Source organism: Paenalicyclobacillus ferrooxydans (assembly GCF_001399675.1).
GTDB classification, from domain to species: Bacteria; Bacillota; Bacilli; order Alicyclobacillales; family Alicyclobacillaceae; genus Alicyclobacillus_B; species Alicyclobacillus_B ferrooxydans.
Window position 1 is genome coordinate 103,307 of the sequence record NZ_LJCO01000042.1, and the last position, 14,452, is coordinate 117,758.

Genomic DNA, 14,452 nt, shown 5'->3' on the forward strand with positions numbered 1-14,452 from the left:
CAGTTGGCAAAGGGGTGTTATCTTACAATCGTGGCCATTCTACTCCTGTACTCGATATTAGGCTTGTCCGGCAACTGCTTATTTAGTATCCGGGGTCTTCCTGGTACCATAATCAATGGCCTAAGCTACTGTCCTCCAGCACCCGTCTGAGACTTGATGTTCTCGACTCACAGATGCTATTAAATCCAGGCACTATACAACTCATGCTGCACCCTATTCAATATACCTCCGTGTCCATATAGTCTTACTTGTCGGGAGAACTAGCTTTAAGCCGATTCTCTTTGCTTTACGTACGGCCCTGCCCTCCCACGAACTCAGATGGTCAGGCCACATTTCCTAGAAATATTTTACCTCGGCCTACATCTGGGTGGAACCACAATTCACATTTGTAGGCGGGCTCTCTTGAATGAGCTTTAATTGTCCTCTTGATGTACACATTCTTAATAGAATCTATGATTAAATATTCCATGGATGTGTGTTCTATGTTCAATCAGCGGAAGTTGTTAAGGAGGCAAAATACTTGTCGTTACTTGACCGGATCAAAGATACTGCCAAACAAACATTGAACCAAGTAAGTGTTCCTGTTCCAATCAAACCCACTATGCTCAGAAGTTCCTTCAAACCGCCGACTTTGAAGGAGTCAAAGACTTACAGGTTGAGTTTATCGAGGATAATCTTCTACTCAGGGGTACTGCAAAAAAGCTTGTCTCATTTCCATTTAGCTTAGAATTGCGTCCAGCGACTACAGAGGGAAGGAAAATGTTCTTTACTATCACCAAGTTAAAACCTATAAATGCTGAGTGGGTTAGGCACAAAGTATTAAATGTCCCACCATATCTGTCATATGACAATCAGACTGCTTGTCTCAATTTAGATAGTTTTGATGTGGTATCTAAAATACCCGTGGGTTCTATACGGTCATTCAACGTTGTGGACAACGTAATGTGGGTATCCATAGGAATTTAAAGAAAGCAAACGACTCAAATTCTATGTGTCGAAACCTGGGATTTGAAAGGGGACTTGGATTCTTTGGGATGGGTGGATAAAGTCAAACTGGCTTCAAAGGAAGCTTTGAAAGTCGCCAGAGAAGTGTCAGAAGAAGTTGTGAGTGGTATTGAGAGCGAGTACGGTCACGAAGATTGGTACAAGCAAACAAAAGGCATATTCAACACCTCTTCAAGCATAGCGCAAGAGCAACTGAATTATTTTTCAAATTCAGATTTCGGTAAGCAACTCGGTCAAACTGCTCGAACCATCACCGGAGGGCTTGCTAAACTCCCAGTCTTCTCTCTCACGACAGACGTTATCAAAGCGAGAAACGGTGTAGATATGCTCTACAAACACCTGTTGGAATCACCAGAAGACCCAATCAGGCACATATGGCTAGCAGAGGCCATGAGACGTGTCCAACGTGACAGAAAGCTATATACCCGAATGAGAACAGTCATGGATCCATCATACGTGGTTGTTAGGAAAGGCGTACAAACCTTAGTAAGCCTCGGGCAGGAACCAATCGACCCCGCAGAATTAAAACTGCTCAAAAATTCTTATCTCCTCTGTTTGAGAGGATTAAAACGCAACCCAGAAAACGCATTACTGTACGACGCATTGTGTCGCCTCTACATCTCGATGAGTAACCCAGCTAAAGCAGTCGAATGCGCCAAGATTGCACTATTGATTGACCCCTCGTACGCACAAGCCGCCATTTCTTTAGCACGCGCATATCTTGCGTTGCCTCAAACAGAATATGCGGAAAAGGCGGCATGGCTTGCTATACAGAAAGGCCACAGTTATGGCTACGAAATACTTGCGGAGATTACAGAGTCCCTCGACGATATAGGTTGGACAAAAAAGTTACAGGATACGGAACAATTTCGCAAAAAAGTGTCTCAACAGGATAGAGAAGCTTACCTCGGACCAGCCGTTAACAGCTTCAATGCTCTCGAAATGGTTGGCAGGGAACAATGGGAAAAGGCCATTAACATCAAAAACAAGTTAGGAGTTTCCGTTTATGTTTGATTGGGGTTTTGATTTAGGTTTGCCGGATTTTGACCATCACGACATATCAGATTCTACAAACGTTGATTTTGATCATGGTGTAAACATGGACTTCGGACACGACGCTATACTCGATCCCCTAGGCCATGCGATGGGAGATGTCCAGCACACTGGAGAGCACGACGTGATTCAAGACCCGCTAGGTCAAACCGTCGCCGACATCCATCACATTTCTAATAAAGATGATGTCACAAGCAATCTCGACCAGTCAATTGGCTCTGTCCTACATAACAGTAATCATGACATTATTGAAAATAATCTTGGCATGAATGTTGGCCAAGTGGAGCACGGCCAGACCCATGATACCTATACCGACTCTTTGGGAATGACTGTAGGTTCCGTGGTTCATCACGGAAATACCGATACAGTTTTGGACTCCCTAGGTCAAACTGTCAGCTCAATTCACCACAATCCAACAGACGTGTCATCCTATATGGATCAACTTGGCTTATCCCGTTCTAACAGTCATGACGGGTTCTTCGATACAAACATTGCGGACATCCCGTCTAATGTAGTATTCCAGATTATTACTAACACGAGCTTTCCAAATCCTTTTAGATAGTGATGATTATCTCAGTCCAACGGAGCGCCTGCTGCTAGTGTTTACCTCCTTGTGTTGATATAGAGGTAAGCGTCAAATGCAGCACACCTCGCGCAGAGATTTTTTGGGGGAGATAATGACCTCAAACAAATCCCGAGGGGTGTTTTTTCATGTCCAGAGAAGAAGTGCAGCTTCAGTGGAAAGCCCGTGTTGACGAATTTCGAGAGAGTGGCCAGACAGCGGCGGAATGGTGTAGAGTCCACAGCCTTAATGTAAACCAGTTTCGTCGCTGGATTCATAAGTTCCCTAAGCAGGGCACTGCAGAATCACCTTCGCCGACAATCAGATGGCTGTCCGTGACAACGGAAGACCCCACGACCACAATTGCTACCGGTCCGGCAATTACCATCCATGTTGGTTCAGCATCCATCGAGGTGCAAGACGGGTTCAATCCCACCCTGTTGAAACAAGTCGTTCATGCCTTGGCAGAATAATGCTGAGTGCAATCAACCTCGAACAGCCAGTGTACTTGGCACCAGGCAGCACGGATTTGCGAAAGTCCATTGACGGACTTGCAGTGTTAGTCAAGGAAGTTTTTGAACTTGACCCTTTCTCGCCCTGTTTGTTCGTCTTTTGCAACCGAGGGCGTGACAAGCTAAAGATTTTACAGTGGGAGCACAACGGGTTTTGGCTCCATTACCGACGTTTAGAAAAAGGCCGGTTTGAGTGGCCTGACGCTTCATACTCCGGACCGATTGCCATTCACTATCGAGAGCTCCGCTGGCTTCTAGATGGGTTATCACTGAATCAACGTAAGGCGCATCCGAAGGTGGCTGCACGGACTGTGATCTGACATCTCGAGAACGTATAACCACCAATAAAAACATCCGAAAATCCCTTTTGTGACAAGGGGTTTTAGGTTTTTTGTCGAATTCATGTATCATGACATACACCAGATCCAACTACGGAATCATATGATTCTCTTCAAGAGAAAAATGAAAAATTAGAGCAAAAGGTAGAGTATCTGACTCGACAACTGACTTGGTACGAGGAACAGCTACGCCTTGCTCAACATAAACGTTTTGGGGCATCCAGCGAACGCTCTGACGCCGACCAATTGAGGCTGTTCAACGAAGTCGAAGAGACAGCTGAAGAGACTGAGGCACAGTCCGAGTCGGAAGAATCCATCCTCGAAAAAATCACGTATGAGCGTCGGAAGAAGCAACCGGGTCATCGGGAAGAGATGCTGAGGAATCTACCAGTAGAGCGCATCGAGTACCGTCTTGACGAAGATAAACGTGCATGCCCCTGCTGCGGTGAGGTCATGCACGAAATGAGCTCAGAAATTCGCAGAGAGATTAAGATCATCCCAGAGAAAAGAGTGCTGGTGGAGCACGTACAATTCATCTACAGTTGTCGTCCCTGCGACAAGAATGAAATTGAGACCCCCATTGTAAAGGCCCCAATGCCCCGCCCAGCTTTTCCAGGTAGTTTAGCCTCTGCCTCGGCCGTGGCATATATCATGGAGAAGAAGTACGAACAAGGGATGCCACTCTATCGGCTGGAGCAACAATTCGAACGACAGAGTGTGCCTTTGTCCCGGCAAACCATGGCCAACTGGGTCGTTACTGGAGCCAAGGTATGGTTGAGTAAAATCTATCAACGGATGCACCAAGAACTGCTCAACCGCAAGTACCTTCATGCAGATGAAACTCCTGTACAGGTCTTGCACGAACCAGGGAGAGCTGCAGAAACCAATTCATACATGTGGCTCTATCGAAGCGGGCGAGACGGTCCACCAATTGTCCTGTATGAGTACCAGCAAACGCGTAGCCAACAACATCCGATTGAATTTCTAAAGGGATTTGAGGGCTACCTCCACGTAGACGGATATGCTGGGTACAACAACCTACCGAATGTGACAAGGGTTGGTTGCTGGAGCCACGTGCGAAGGGGCTTCGACGAGTCTCTCAAGTCACTTCCGGCCAATAAACGAAATGCCCCGATTGCAGCTCGAGAGGGGCTGAACTACTGCAACAAGTTATTCAAAATTGAGCGTGCTCTAAAAGATGTGACGCCACAGGAACGTTACAAGCGGCGACTGGAGGAAAGTCGTCCGGTCCTCGACGCTTTTTCGGTATGGCTTAATACCATGAAAGACGAGGTCCTCCCGAAAGGCACTCTGGGTAAAGCGGTCAAATACTGCGTAAATCAGTGGCCTACACTCGTGACATTTTTAGAAGATGGGCATTTAGAAATAAACAACAACCGAGCTTTATCCATAGGAAAATATAATCCTCAAGATCTACAAAAAACCTTTGCTACGAGCGGTCTTTCTGCCTGAATCCTGAGGATTACGTTATACTCCGTCAACGGCAAACGATACTGGTGATAAAACCACGAGGAGGTTTTATCATGCATCTAAGTTGTGATGAAGCGTTTCAAGCGGCAATCACCGCATATCGCACGCTTCAATACTCAGACAGTTGCCTTTCAGCTTTCCGAATTGCCTATAAGGAGTTCAAACAATATACAGAAGATGCAGGTCTTCCGTATTCCCGCAATCTTGCGCAATGTTGGCTTAATGACAACAAGGACCATTGGAAAACCCACAAGCTCAAAGACTCAAGTAAAGCGATGAGCGTGCTAGCAGATATCATGGAGAATGGCCGTGTAACCACTAGCCTGCAAACGAAAACTGCACGTACTCCCGCCTACACTCAACTTCCAAATTGGAGCAAAACAATCCTGGACAACTATCTTGTTGCTCTAGCTTGTGCCTATAACACGGCATACGTGAACCAGATTAGAAACGCCTGCTCACGTTTCTTTTTGTTCCTGGAGCTTAGAGGCATAGGCCAACCTTCTGAAATAACCCATGCTATTGTGAAATTGTTTTTCACAAAGGACACCCATATTTCATCGAAAGCCAAGGATCGGTGCGACAATGTAATTGGCCACTGTCTTTCGTACATGGCTGACCAGGGATTAATTCCAAAAACTGTAGGGCTTGTGCTCAACAAATTTGTCATTCCCGACTTGATTATTGTTTCAGAACTGGCGGCACCGGACCGCAATAGATTCGTGAGGTTTTTCGATTCGCCGGAAGGGAATCTCACTCAATCGAAACTGGAATATGACACGGCTGCAAAACAGCTTGCTGACCTGCATAAAAGCCAGAAATACTCGGCTTTCATTCGCAAGTCGGTTGCACAGGCCACACGGGATTTTAGAGTTTTTATGGATGCGAGCTCGCTTGCATACTCCCATGATTTGGCCCTCGAATGGCTTGAATTTAAAAAAGCAGTATTCGGATAAAGTACTTGGTTTATCGAAGGGTTCTCTTCAGCATCAACGAGATTTTGTGTACCGGGACTTTGACAACCAGTTGCTTTGTCCACCATAAACCGAGGTATCCACTTCCTGAATGGGGCGAAGGATTATTAGCTCAGTATCTACGAGAGCGGGAACGTGAAGGGTGCGCCAGTTCCACCCTGGGCATGATACGCCGTTCTTGCGGCCGTTTTATTGTTTTCTTAGATAAGCACGGCATTGCCAGCGAAAAAGAGATTACACCGGAATCAATTAAGAGTTTTCAGGCCCAAGATGCCCACAAAACGGTGAAGGGAAGGAATGCGTACGCGATTAAAATCCGAGGTTTTCTCAGGTTCCTTGCCAGAAAAGGGCTGGTACCTGAGACACTAGAACTTGCGGTCTCCACCAAAATGGCCTCGCACACCTCTATCGTGACTACCTTGTCAGATAACCAAATCGCCGCTATCTATACCTTTCGACAAAACGTTAACCGCCCGACTGAATTGAGAAATGCCGCGATTATTATGTTGGGGCTCAGAATGGGTCTCAGAGCATCCGATATTTCGAACCTCAAATTGACCGATGTCTCATGGAGGGAGAGTTCAATTTCCATTATTCAGCAGAAAACAGGTGTGCACTTAAAACTTCCATTCCCAGTTGATGTGGGTAACAGCCTATATCGTTATATACGTGAAGGTAGACCTCAAAGCGAATCTCACCATGTCTTTGTTCATCACCGGGCTCCATATTGCAGATTGGGACGGTGTACCTTCGGAAGAATATTGCAGGCAGTGATAGCGGCCCAGGGTGAGAGTGAGGCGGTTCATGGCTTTCACGTAACCAGAAAAACGTTCGCTTCAAGGCTTCTCGCGACTGGCAACCCGGTTACGACTATTGCTGCAGCGCTGGGGCATGCTGGTGTAGAGACTGTTGATGAGTATCTTGCTACCAATGAAGAACAAATGCGTTTATGTGCCATTAACCTCAGGGGTCTTGAATACGCTGGAGGATTTCACCTATGAAAAAACGGGAGTTTCACAGCCAATTGGCTCCGTATATCTCAGGTCTAATCCGGCAAAAACGCACTGACGGCTATAGCTACGAATTCGAAGCGTATATGTTGGAGCGCTTTGATCGATTCTGTACTGAAACTGGATGTGATGATGGAAGCCTGACCAGGAATGTCACGGCCTGTTTGGGAGAACTGCAAGCCTTGCGACAGATCTTGTTGACTCAAGAACTCCGGATATGACGTTTCGAGGACATTCGTCACATGCCGAAGCAGTTCCTCTGCCCCAGAAACACTCTCCGTCACATCACCTCGATGAAAGAAAGCGCGGAGCGGAAATGGAAGGCGTGCTGACAACTGGCGAACAAAATCGTGAACGACACGTTCAGATAGATAGGATGCGGACTTGGCAAACGGAATCCATACCACAACAACACCCTCTTTCGCCTTCCAGTTTCTCCAAGGTACACAGGACAGCAAATCATACTGCATCCCACTCGAAAACCGGGCATGGCGAAGGAGTTCGAGAGCATGATGGCGTAAGGCAAGCGTTTCATCTCGAAACAGGCGATAGGTGTACGGTCTCGTTAGAGTCAGAGAGATATCCATCCCCAGTTCTGCTTGCCCGGACGGTGACTGACGCCCCGACGATCGGGCTGACGCAAGCCATAAGACGGAAATGGAGGAGACTTGCGATAGTGAGATGAAATCGAGGTGTCGCCGCAGCGAGATGGAACCTACAACGTCAGGCAAAAAGACATCACCACTTAGTGACTGGTTTCCGCCCGTGCCATTGGCCGCCTTGAAAATCGGCATGTTTGCCATGGAATAGTAAACGAGACTCTCAAAAGACGTTACCCACTGGTGTTCCAAGGCGATGCCCGGGGTTTCAAGCAGGAACAGATAGGAGGCTTGAGCGACAAGGATGCCGGCTAACTCGTCAATCCACACTTGCCGGATATCTGGCTCGTAAAACCTGCACGTAGATGAAGGCATGATGCACAGTTCATAGCGCTTTTCAAGAATTTTCATCGGAACAACAAGGGTATCGTCACCCCTATCCCCACGGGAGCTGGGATAGGTCCGTTCGCCGGGTGGACTCAGATATCCATGACTGGGTGCAAACTTTCGCTTGCTGCGCCATATCGGATGGAACACAGCCGAGTCGGATGGGCGCAACGTCACCTTCGAGTCGAGCACATCGGCCACGTGTGTCAACCAGGTATGAAGCGTGTGCGCATCAGACAGGATTGCTTCAAGACCCCTTCGCGCGCGGTGGATGTCAGCCTGCTTCTGCTGTTGTTGCGCGAGTAACAACCCGTAGAATTGTCGGGCCATCGTAGAGTATTTCACCGGATCGCGAATCCAAATCAGCGGCAGTCCCAAGTTTTCTGCGAGCATGACCGTCGCCTTGGAAAAATCCGTCCGCTTCCCTCCTTGAAACAGGACACCGACTGCCCCAGCTTGCTTCAAAAAACGCAGGAGCAGGTCGAATGTCGACAGATATCCAGGAAACATCCGTGACTGAACAAACACCAATGCACCATCAAACTCATCCGTCTTTTCGCGCGTAAGCCAGATTTGGTCTTGGTGGTTGAGGAGAACTACATCTCTCGCCAGACTGTCGATCTGCTTCTGACCGGCGAGTTGCTCAGCGGAACACTCTAGTTCGCCCAGAAACTCACTGATAGGAATCATGTCAAACCCACCTGCTATATCTATTTCGGTCTATAGAACAGCATGACCACGTTTGTCAGGACAGCCTGTCCGCGGTTGATGCCGCGGACAGTTTCCGACACAGACGTGCTATGCTAGACCGTTTGATATTCAGACAAAATTTCTCGGAGCAGACTCGGCTCATAACCCGGGGGAAGATGGATTTCAACGCTATAGGTGTCCTTTGCAAACTCCCTGATTTTCATCGTTGCGCTTCCGTTCGTACGTTCGTGTAGATTCTTGCTTAGCTCTTGGTCTGACACACTGTACGGAATAGGCACGATGAAAACCTGAATTCCCTTCTTTTCCTTCGCGTTGATGGTTATCGCTGACACGATGACTGACGAATTCGGAAGGACCCGCTTCTGATCTCCGTCCATCAAGGTCGTGTAGTACCAGTTCACATCAAAGACTGTGCCGCCGTACTCAATACCGCTAAACAAGGACGTCCGAATGCTTACGTACTGCCCAACGTGAAATGGGCGAAGTGTAAGCAGGATAAGGCCCGCAAACAAATTGGATAATGTCGACTGAGCTCCAATACCTACAATAACGCCTGTTACAGCACCGCCGACGAGTAAGCTGCTCAGTCGAATTTGTAAGATGTTCAGGGCCACAAGGACGATGAATACAAACCCAACCACAGTGAACAATCGACTCAAAATCCTTGGCGTTTGCTGATCCAAGCCTTTTACAAATACCCTAGTGACAAGGATGTGGTTGACGTATTTCACAAGCCACATGCCTATTAAACACCATGCAATCACAAATCCCCACTCAACAAGACGATGATACGCAACTGGTATGAACGTCATAACCAGTGTATCGTGAGCCAAATTAAAAATGACGGCCAAAAGAACGAGAACAACAGCCACCACAACCACACGACGCCACGGATTCAATTCTTGTAGTCTCTCAATCATCATGCTGTCTCCTTTGTCGTGTTGATAGGCTCTATCATATCAAAATTGACTCGAAGCGTATCTTAGCACGTGAATGGAGTCAGCGTTGAACAGTGCAGCGGGGCTTCAGAGATGCGCAAAATGTCCGGTAGAGGCAGTCGGAGTGATAGAAGTGCTAGCGGGGTACACACAGGGCGTGTCTTGCAAGTTTTGTGTTGTTCTTCCTGTTCGTCCGGAATATCCGAGGGAGACTCCTTTAGGGAGCATTTCATCTTTTGTCATCTAGTCAGGCTCTGTGCCGATGGCACCCGCAGACGAATCTATTCTCCACGCGCGCCATCAGCCAGTCAAGAGACATTTCACTTTGTTCAGAATCCGTGGCGGGGATCATTCACGAAATCAATGGATCCACATTGGGGGCACACAAACACGTGAACAGCAACGTTTCGCTCCATCGCCGTATTCAGAAATTCCTCGTCTCGTCCGCCAAATACCAGGTCAGTCACGAACCCGGCGCCCCGACTCAAGCCTCCGGTGCGAATGGCGTGTGCACCATGGTACTGCATCATGTCTTGGCATCGAGGGCAAACGTGATCATTATTGTACTGCCCATCCTGGCTGAGGCCTTCTGCCGCTCGACGTAGTGAATCAAAGAATCCCATGACGTAAACCTCCTCAAATTTCACAGTTGAACTTCGTGTCTGCTGATGGAGCCAATGCCTTGTAAGACGTAATCATTTAAGAGACAGACTCATTCTACAGACAGACTCATTCTACAGAAAAAATTATCCGAGACGCGTAATCATTCTAGAGATGTAATTATTGTAGATCAGAATATGAAAAGAGGATTGAAATTGCCTCCATCTCTACACATTGATCTTCCTGATCATCATGTGTAACTTTTTATGCTTCAGTTTCGTCTACCCCCTTGCAACAGCTAGATGTGACTTTGGGTTTGACACCGAAGAACCACAAAAGGAGACGATGAATTGAACAATAAAGTAGGTTTGATAGGAATTATTGCGACAGGTGCGATGGCTGCACAGATGTTGGTTCCCGTGGTGGCTCATGCAAGCACGTCTGTGACCTACGCCCCAACTGTGATGGAAGTGACTGGGCAACAAACTCTGCGTCCACAACACGTTGTATCGAACGACCCTTGGTCTGGAAAATCAACCAGTTGGGTTCCTGTCTACTATTTGCAAGAAGCATTAAAGTCCATCGGTGTTCAAACAACCTGGAACGGTAACACACTGAATGTGACCTCTACGCCAAGCGGCTGGAATGTCAACGTAAGTAGTGCACCTCAAACTGGGACACCGCCCGCGGGTCAAATGCAGTTTTCTATCGGCGGCAATCAAGATGAATTTATCAGGTCACCAAAGCTTGTCGCAAATGATCCCGCATCAAAGGCTCCAACGTCGTATGTTCCGATCTACTACGCAAATCTGTTCTTAAAACAGCGTCTTCAGATGAACGTAACATGGACAGGCACCAACTGGAACATGACATCTCAACTCAATCACTATTCGAACGAGATCGCTGTAGTCAATGGTAAAGGATATGACGTGACCGGATCCGCACCGAATGCATCAGTTCAGACCGCGTCTGGGGAAACGTTGTCAGCGTGGATTGGTGTGAGGATGTCATCGGATGGATACAATCAGTTCGTTTTCTTCTTCCTCAACGGAAAGTATTTGGGGACCGATACCGCGAATCCCAGCCTAAATATTATAAGTGCTAAGGCTGTTGGAAACAGCATTGCGGTGACCTATGCGGTCTACAAGAAATCCGATTCCTATGCGGACCCAACCGGCACGCCTGTAACAATTACGTACACATGGAATGGATCGAAGCTGTTTCCTAACAAACCTTATCCGCAACAATTTAGTTGACTCAGTTGACTCAGTTGACTCAGTTGACTCAGTTGACTCAGTTGACTCAGTTGACTCAGTTGACTCAGTTGACTCAGTTGACATCTGTCATCTTGTCTAATCGTCATAAAAATCAGAATTTGTCTGATCGCTTTTAGGTTTTTGTCGATGAACTTTCGACACATGCCGAGGGAATGTGACTCAATGCGACACACACCAAAGAGATCAGACGACTTTCGGGTTCTTGTCGAAACTTTCTAAATGCAGTTTGCGTACTGTCCCCTTCCATGTCCGCGAACCCATGTCCTGAACGCCAGAAGGAAGCGATTAAAACCTGCGGATCCATCGTCCGCAGGTTTTAGAGGAACTCAGTTCCTCTGTCACGTTGTCCAGCAGCTTGCAGCCGACTTTAGAGGAACTCAGTTCCTCTCTCACATTGTCCAACAGCTTGTCCCCGGTTTTAGAGGAACTCAGTTCCTCTCTCACGTTGTCCAGCAGCTTGCCGCCGGTTTTAGAGGAACTCAGTTCCTCTCTCACGTTGTCCAGCACCAGCACCTTGCGCCCGGTTTTAGATAGGGGAATGCGTACTGAGAAGGTTGATTATGGTTCGGACCGAGATTGAATCCATACGAAATCGAGTCGCTAAGCCAAGTGCCACGAGTTGGTTCTGGCAAGGTATTGAAGTAATCGACGCCATGGCTGCGGCAGTCGATACACTCAACACGGTACACATCGCGATGGCCCTTGATTTCAAAGCATATTCACGTTACATCCCACAAAAGAAATACAGCCTGCGGATCCATCATCCGCAGGCTGAAGATAGCTGTTGTTCTTTCGAACGTTGTTAGTTCCCACTCTTGAAGTCTTGCGCCAAAGCATACACATTTGGCGTTCCGAGTCCAGTGGCTGGGTTATACACAGTGCCTTTAGTGCCCGTGTAGTATTCGTTGTCATTGTTTGGTCCGGTTGCATTGAGCGGCGTGAATGGTGAATGGCTGCTCGTGGCAAAGTGGTAGATCTGCGGGTTCCAGAAGCCAACCCGACCACCTGCATATTCGTTGATAAGCGCCGTGATGCCGTTCAACTGCGGAGCAACGAAGCTGGTACCGCCGTATTGCGCCCAGTCTTGCGACGGAGACGAACCATACAGGTTCGAGTAGACTGCGTAACCTGTCTGCGGATCGGCATCCATCGAGAGGTCAGGCAGTGCTCGGCCTGAGCCTTGTCCCTGTACAATCTCAGGGTTCGGATGGAAGGTCCAGGATGTGTTGTTCTGAGTCGGTGTCAGCCACTGAACAGCGGTGAAACGATTCACACCAGGGACGCCTTGTTGATACCACGGTGTTGCGTAAACCGTGCTGTATCCCCCGCCGCCTCCGCTGATGAAGGACTCTGCAGCGGTCGCCTCATTGACACCATATGCTGCCTCCAGGATCGGCCAGAGGTAATCCCATCCCCATGCGCGTTCAGCTGGCACCGTGACAGTCCCAAGCGATCCGTAGTTCTGCGTCCCAGCGAGCGTTGTCCCGCCAGCTGCCGTGATGTACGGGCTGTCTGCAGGTGAGTCGACCGACAGGTCTGTCGTGCCAAGGTCGCGTGATGCCGTGTAGGCACCGGAATCGCCAGCTGAAGCGAACATCGAGATGCCCTGAGCTGCAGCTTCTTGTGCGATCTCGTTAAACACCTGCGAGTAATTGACACTCTCTTGGCCGGTTGAAATAGAGTAGTTGACCGCGTCTTCGCTCTCGCCCCAACTGGCCGAAATAGAGCCGGCAACGTTCTGGTTTACTGCCGTGAAGAACGCGTCTGCAAATCCGTAGTCGGTGTTTGGAGCCTGGTAGACTTGTATGTTTGCGTCGGGTGCAATCGCACCGGACTGCTCTACATCAAGAGCCGTCTCATCTGATCCTGCACTCAAGCTCGGGGCACCGGGGCCCCCGTCGACGTTGTTCACCGTGATCCGCTTCTGACTCACCTTTAGTCCGATGTTCTTCCAGTAGTCGTACGCATCGGGTGTGTTCAATGCCGCCAATGTGACAATACCAATCGTCTGCCCTTGGCCGAGGTCACCCTGTTGAATCAGTGGCTTGACATTGTAGTGGCTTTCGAGATTAGACGGTAACAGTCCGTACTGTTCTGCGGATGATTTGCTTGCAGAGGTCGTTGGCTGCACCGCTGGCTTGGCGATGTTCGATGCAAAGTTGCCGTAGTTCGTCAGCCCGAGCACAGCCAAGACGGGACCAGCCACGGCACTTGGCATCTTCGGTGCCTGAGCACCGTGGAATTTCTTGCCCTTGTAATCCATGTTCTGCAGAACAACGCCGAATGCGCTGTCAAACTGACCCGCTGTCCCCGTCGCTGTGATATTCAGGTTGTCTTGATATACAGATGTCTTGATACCGTATTGCGCCAGGTAGGACGTAATTGCGCTGATGACCGCGGGTGATTGGCCATACTTCTGCGCAAACTGACTGACGGAGAGATACTTTCTAAAGTTTGCCGATCCCGGTGTGGTCTGCCCCTGAATCAACTGCTGTAATTGGCTCTCATTTTGTGTGCGCAGAACGATGCTGACAGTTACCGGTGTATCTGCAGGCGTGTTGCCAAAGACCTGTGCCTGTTGTAGCACCTGTGAGCCTACACCCTGTGGAACCTCCACAGATGATGACGATGAAGCAGCCATGGCAGGCGACGCGATCGCCAAAAATGGCACTCCCGACAGCGCAACCACCGCTAACGCTTTCGTCCAGTGCCTGCTCCCTGATTTACTCTTTTTCATCCTGACACCCCCAGATGTTATGTAAATATTGTCCTAACGTTATATATCTTCAATAATAAATCGCAGAATCCTACCAAGATTAATATTTATTGAAATACTGCGCCGAAGTCTTGTAGCCCATCAATGGCAGGCTTCCGCTGCGTAACAGTTACGATGGCTCGAAAACGGCAGCCAACCGTTACGCAACGGTTACGATGGCTCGAAAGGTGCTATGGGAATTGGGTCGTTAGAAAAACTCCCGTACCCGGGTTGGTTCAT

14 protein-coding genes are annotated in these 14,452 nt (G+C 48.5%); 9 read left to right on the forward strand and 5 right to left on the reverse strand.

Annotation, left to right across the window (positions count from 1 at the left end):
* Window positions 1-1,029 precede the first annotated feature (1,029 nt).
* The 7 genes from AN477_RS09730 (at window position 1,030) to AN477_RS09760 (ending at window position 6,936) form a co-directional block, all read left to right on the forward strand.
* Window positions 1,030-2,019, forward strand: coding sequence for a tetratricopeptide repeat protein (locus AN477_RS09730; protein ID WP_054968961.1), 990 nt, complete (start codon window positions 1,030-1,032; stop codon window positions 2,017-2,019).
* On the forward strand, window positions 2,012-2,620 hold the full coding sequence (locus tag AN477_RS09735) for a hypothetical protein (protein WP_054968962.1): 609 nt from the start codon (window positions 2,012-2,014) through the stop codon (window positions 2,618-2,620). The genes AN477_RS09730 and AN477_RS09735 overlap by 8 nt, the downstream gene beginning before the upstream one ends.
* 149 nt (window positions 2,621-2,769) lie before the next feature.
* Window positions 2,770-3,093 (forward strand): IS66 family insertion sequence element accessory protein TnpA, encoded by a 324-nt coding sequence (tnpA, locus tag AN477_RS24410; protein ID WP_054968963.1) that lies wholly within the window; start codon window positions 2,770-2,772, stop codon window positions 3,091-3,093.
* Window positions 3,093-3,452: an IS66 family insertion sequence element accessory protein TnpB gene (gene tnpB / locus AN477_RS09745; RefSeq protein ID WP_054968964.1), complete on the forward strand. Its 360-nt coding sequence runs from the start codon at window positions 3,093-3,095 to the stop codon at window positions 3,450-3,452. The genes tnpA and tnpB overlap by 1 nt, the downstream gene beginning before the upstream one ends.
* 183 nt (window positions 3,453-3,635) lie before the next feature.
* Entirely contained in the window at window positions 3,636-4,943 is a 1,308-nt protein-coding gene (gene tnpC, locus AN477_RS09750) for an IS66 family transposase (RefSeq protein WP_245631779.1), read from the forward strand.
* A 71-nt stretch (window positions 4,944-5,014) separates the two neighbouring features.
* Window positions 5,015-5,917: a hypothetical protein gene (locus AN477_RS09755; RefSeq protein WP_054968966.1), complete on the forward strand. Its 903-nt coding sequence runs from the start codon at window positions 5,015-5,017 to the stop codon at window positions 5,915-5,917.
* Window positions 5,918-5,922: 5 nt separating this feature from the next.
* The gene (locus tag AN477_RS09760; protein WP_157061892.1) at window positions 5,923-6,936 is read left to right on the forward strand and encodes a tyrosine-type recombinase/integrase; all 1,014 of its coding nucleotides are present in this window, start codon (window positions 5,923-5,925) and stop codon (window positions 6,934-6,936) included.
* Between the two features lie 44 nt (window positions 6,937-6,980).
* Here the strand turns inward: AN477_RS09760 and AN477_RS24415 are convergent, their stop codons facing one another.
* From AN477_RS24415 to AN477_RS09775, 3 genes are all read right to left on the reverse strand, one after another.
* A complete protein-coding gene (locus AN477_RS24415) occupies window positions 6,981-8,621 on the reverse strand; it encodes a hypothetical protein (protein WP_054968968.1) in 1,641 nt (546 codons plus the stop codon).
* Window positions 8,622-8,734: 113 nt separating this feature from the next.
* The gene (locus tag AN477_RS09770; RefSeq protein WP_054968969.1) at window positions 8,735-9,562 is read right to left on the reverse strand and encodes a mechanosensitive ion channel family protein; all 828 of its coding nucleotides are present in this window, start codon (window positions 9,560-9,562) and stop codon (window positions 8,735-8,737) included.
* A 347-nt stretch (window positions 9,563-9,909) separates the two neighbouring features.
* Window positions 9,910-10,203, reverse strand: a complete 294-nt coding sequence (locus tag AN477_RS09775; protein ID WP_054968970.1) for a hypothetical protein — start codon at window positions 10,201-10,203, stop codon at window positions 9,910-9,912.
* 327 nt (window positions 10,204-10,530) lie between these two features.
* Between AN477_RS09775 and AN477_RS09780 the strand changes: the two genes are divergently transcribed.
* The gene (locus AN477_RS09780; protein WP_054968971.1) at window positions 10,531-11,436 is read left to right on the forward strand and encodes an LppP/LprE family lipoprotein; all 906 of its coding nucleotides are present in this window, start codon (window positions 10,531-10,533) and stop codon (window positions 11,434-11,436) included.
* Between the two features lie 306 nt (window positions 11,437-11,742).
* Here AN477_RS09780 and AN477_RS24420 read toward each other — a convergent pair whose 3' ends face one another.
* Complete coding sequence (locus AN477_RS24420) at window positions 11,743-11,952, reverse strand: hypothetical protein (protein WP_169787873.1); 210 nt, start codon at window positions 11,950-11,952, stop codon at window positions 11,743-11,745.
* Window positions 11,953-12,017: 65 nt separating this feature from the next.
* Between AN477_RS24420 and AN477_RS09785 the strand changes: the two genes are divergently transcribed.
* A complete protein-coding gene (locus AN477_RS09785; RefSeq protein WP_054968972.1) occupies window positions 12,018-12,263 on the forward strand; it encodes a hypothetical protein in 246 nt (81 codons plus the stop codon).
* Here the strand turns inward: AN477_RS09785 and AN477_RS09790 are convergent.
* Window positions 12,260-14,194, reverse strand: a complete 1,935-nt coding sequence (locus tag AN477_RS09790; RefSeq protein ID WP_054968973.1) for a S53 family peptidase — start codon at window positions 14,192-14,194, stop codon at window positions 12,260-12,262. The genes AN477_RS09785 and AN477_RS09790 overlap by 4 nt on opposite strands.
* Between the last annotated feature and the right edge of the window lie 258 nt (window positions 14,195-14,452).

Coding starts and splice junctions, on each gene's coding strand:
- AN477_RS09735 (WP_054968962.1), top strand. CDS start 2,012: ATGTTTGATTGGGGTTTTGATTTAGGTTTGCCGGATTTTGACCATCAC.
- tnpA (WP_054968963.1), top strand. CDS start 2,770: ATGTCCAGAGAAGAAGTGCAGCTTCAGTGGAAAGCCCGTGTTGACGAA.
- tnpB (WP_054968964.1), top strand. CDS start 3,093: ATGCTGAGTGCAATCAACCTCGAACAGCCAGTGTACTTGGCACCAGGC.
- AN477_RS09755 (WP_054968966.1), top strand. CDS start 5,015: ATGCATCTAAGTTGTGATGAAGCGTTTCAAGCGGCAATCACCGCATAT.
- AN477_RS24415 (WP_054968968.1), bottom strand. CDS start 8,621: ATGATTCCTATCAGTGAGTTTCTGGGCGAACTAGAGTGTTCCGCTGAG.
- AN477_RS09770 (WP_054968969.1), bottom strand. CDS start 9,562: ATGATTGAGAGACTACAAGAATTGAATCCGTGGCGTCGTGTGGTTGTG.
- AN477_RS09775 (WP_054968970.1), bottom strand. CDS start 10,203: ATGGGATTCTTTGATTCACTACGTCGAGCGGCAGAAGGCCTCAGCCAG.
- AN477_RS09785 (WP_054968972.1), top strand. CDS start 12,018: ATGGTTCGGACCGAGATTGAATCCATACGAAATCGAGTCGCTAAGCCA.
- AN477_RS09790 (WP_054968973.1), bottom strand. CDS start 14,194: ATGAAAAAGAGTAAATCAGGGAGCAGGCACTGGACGAAAGCGTTAGCG.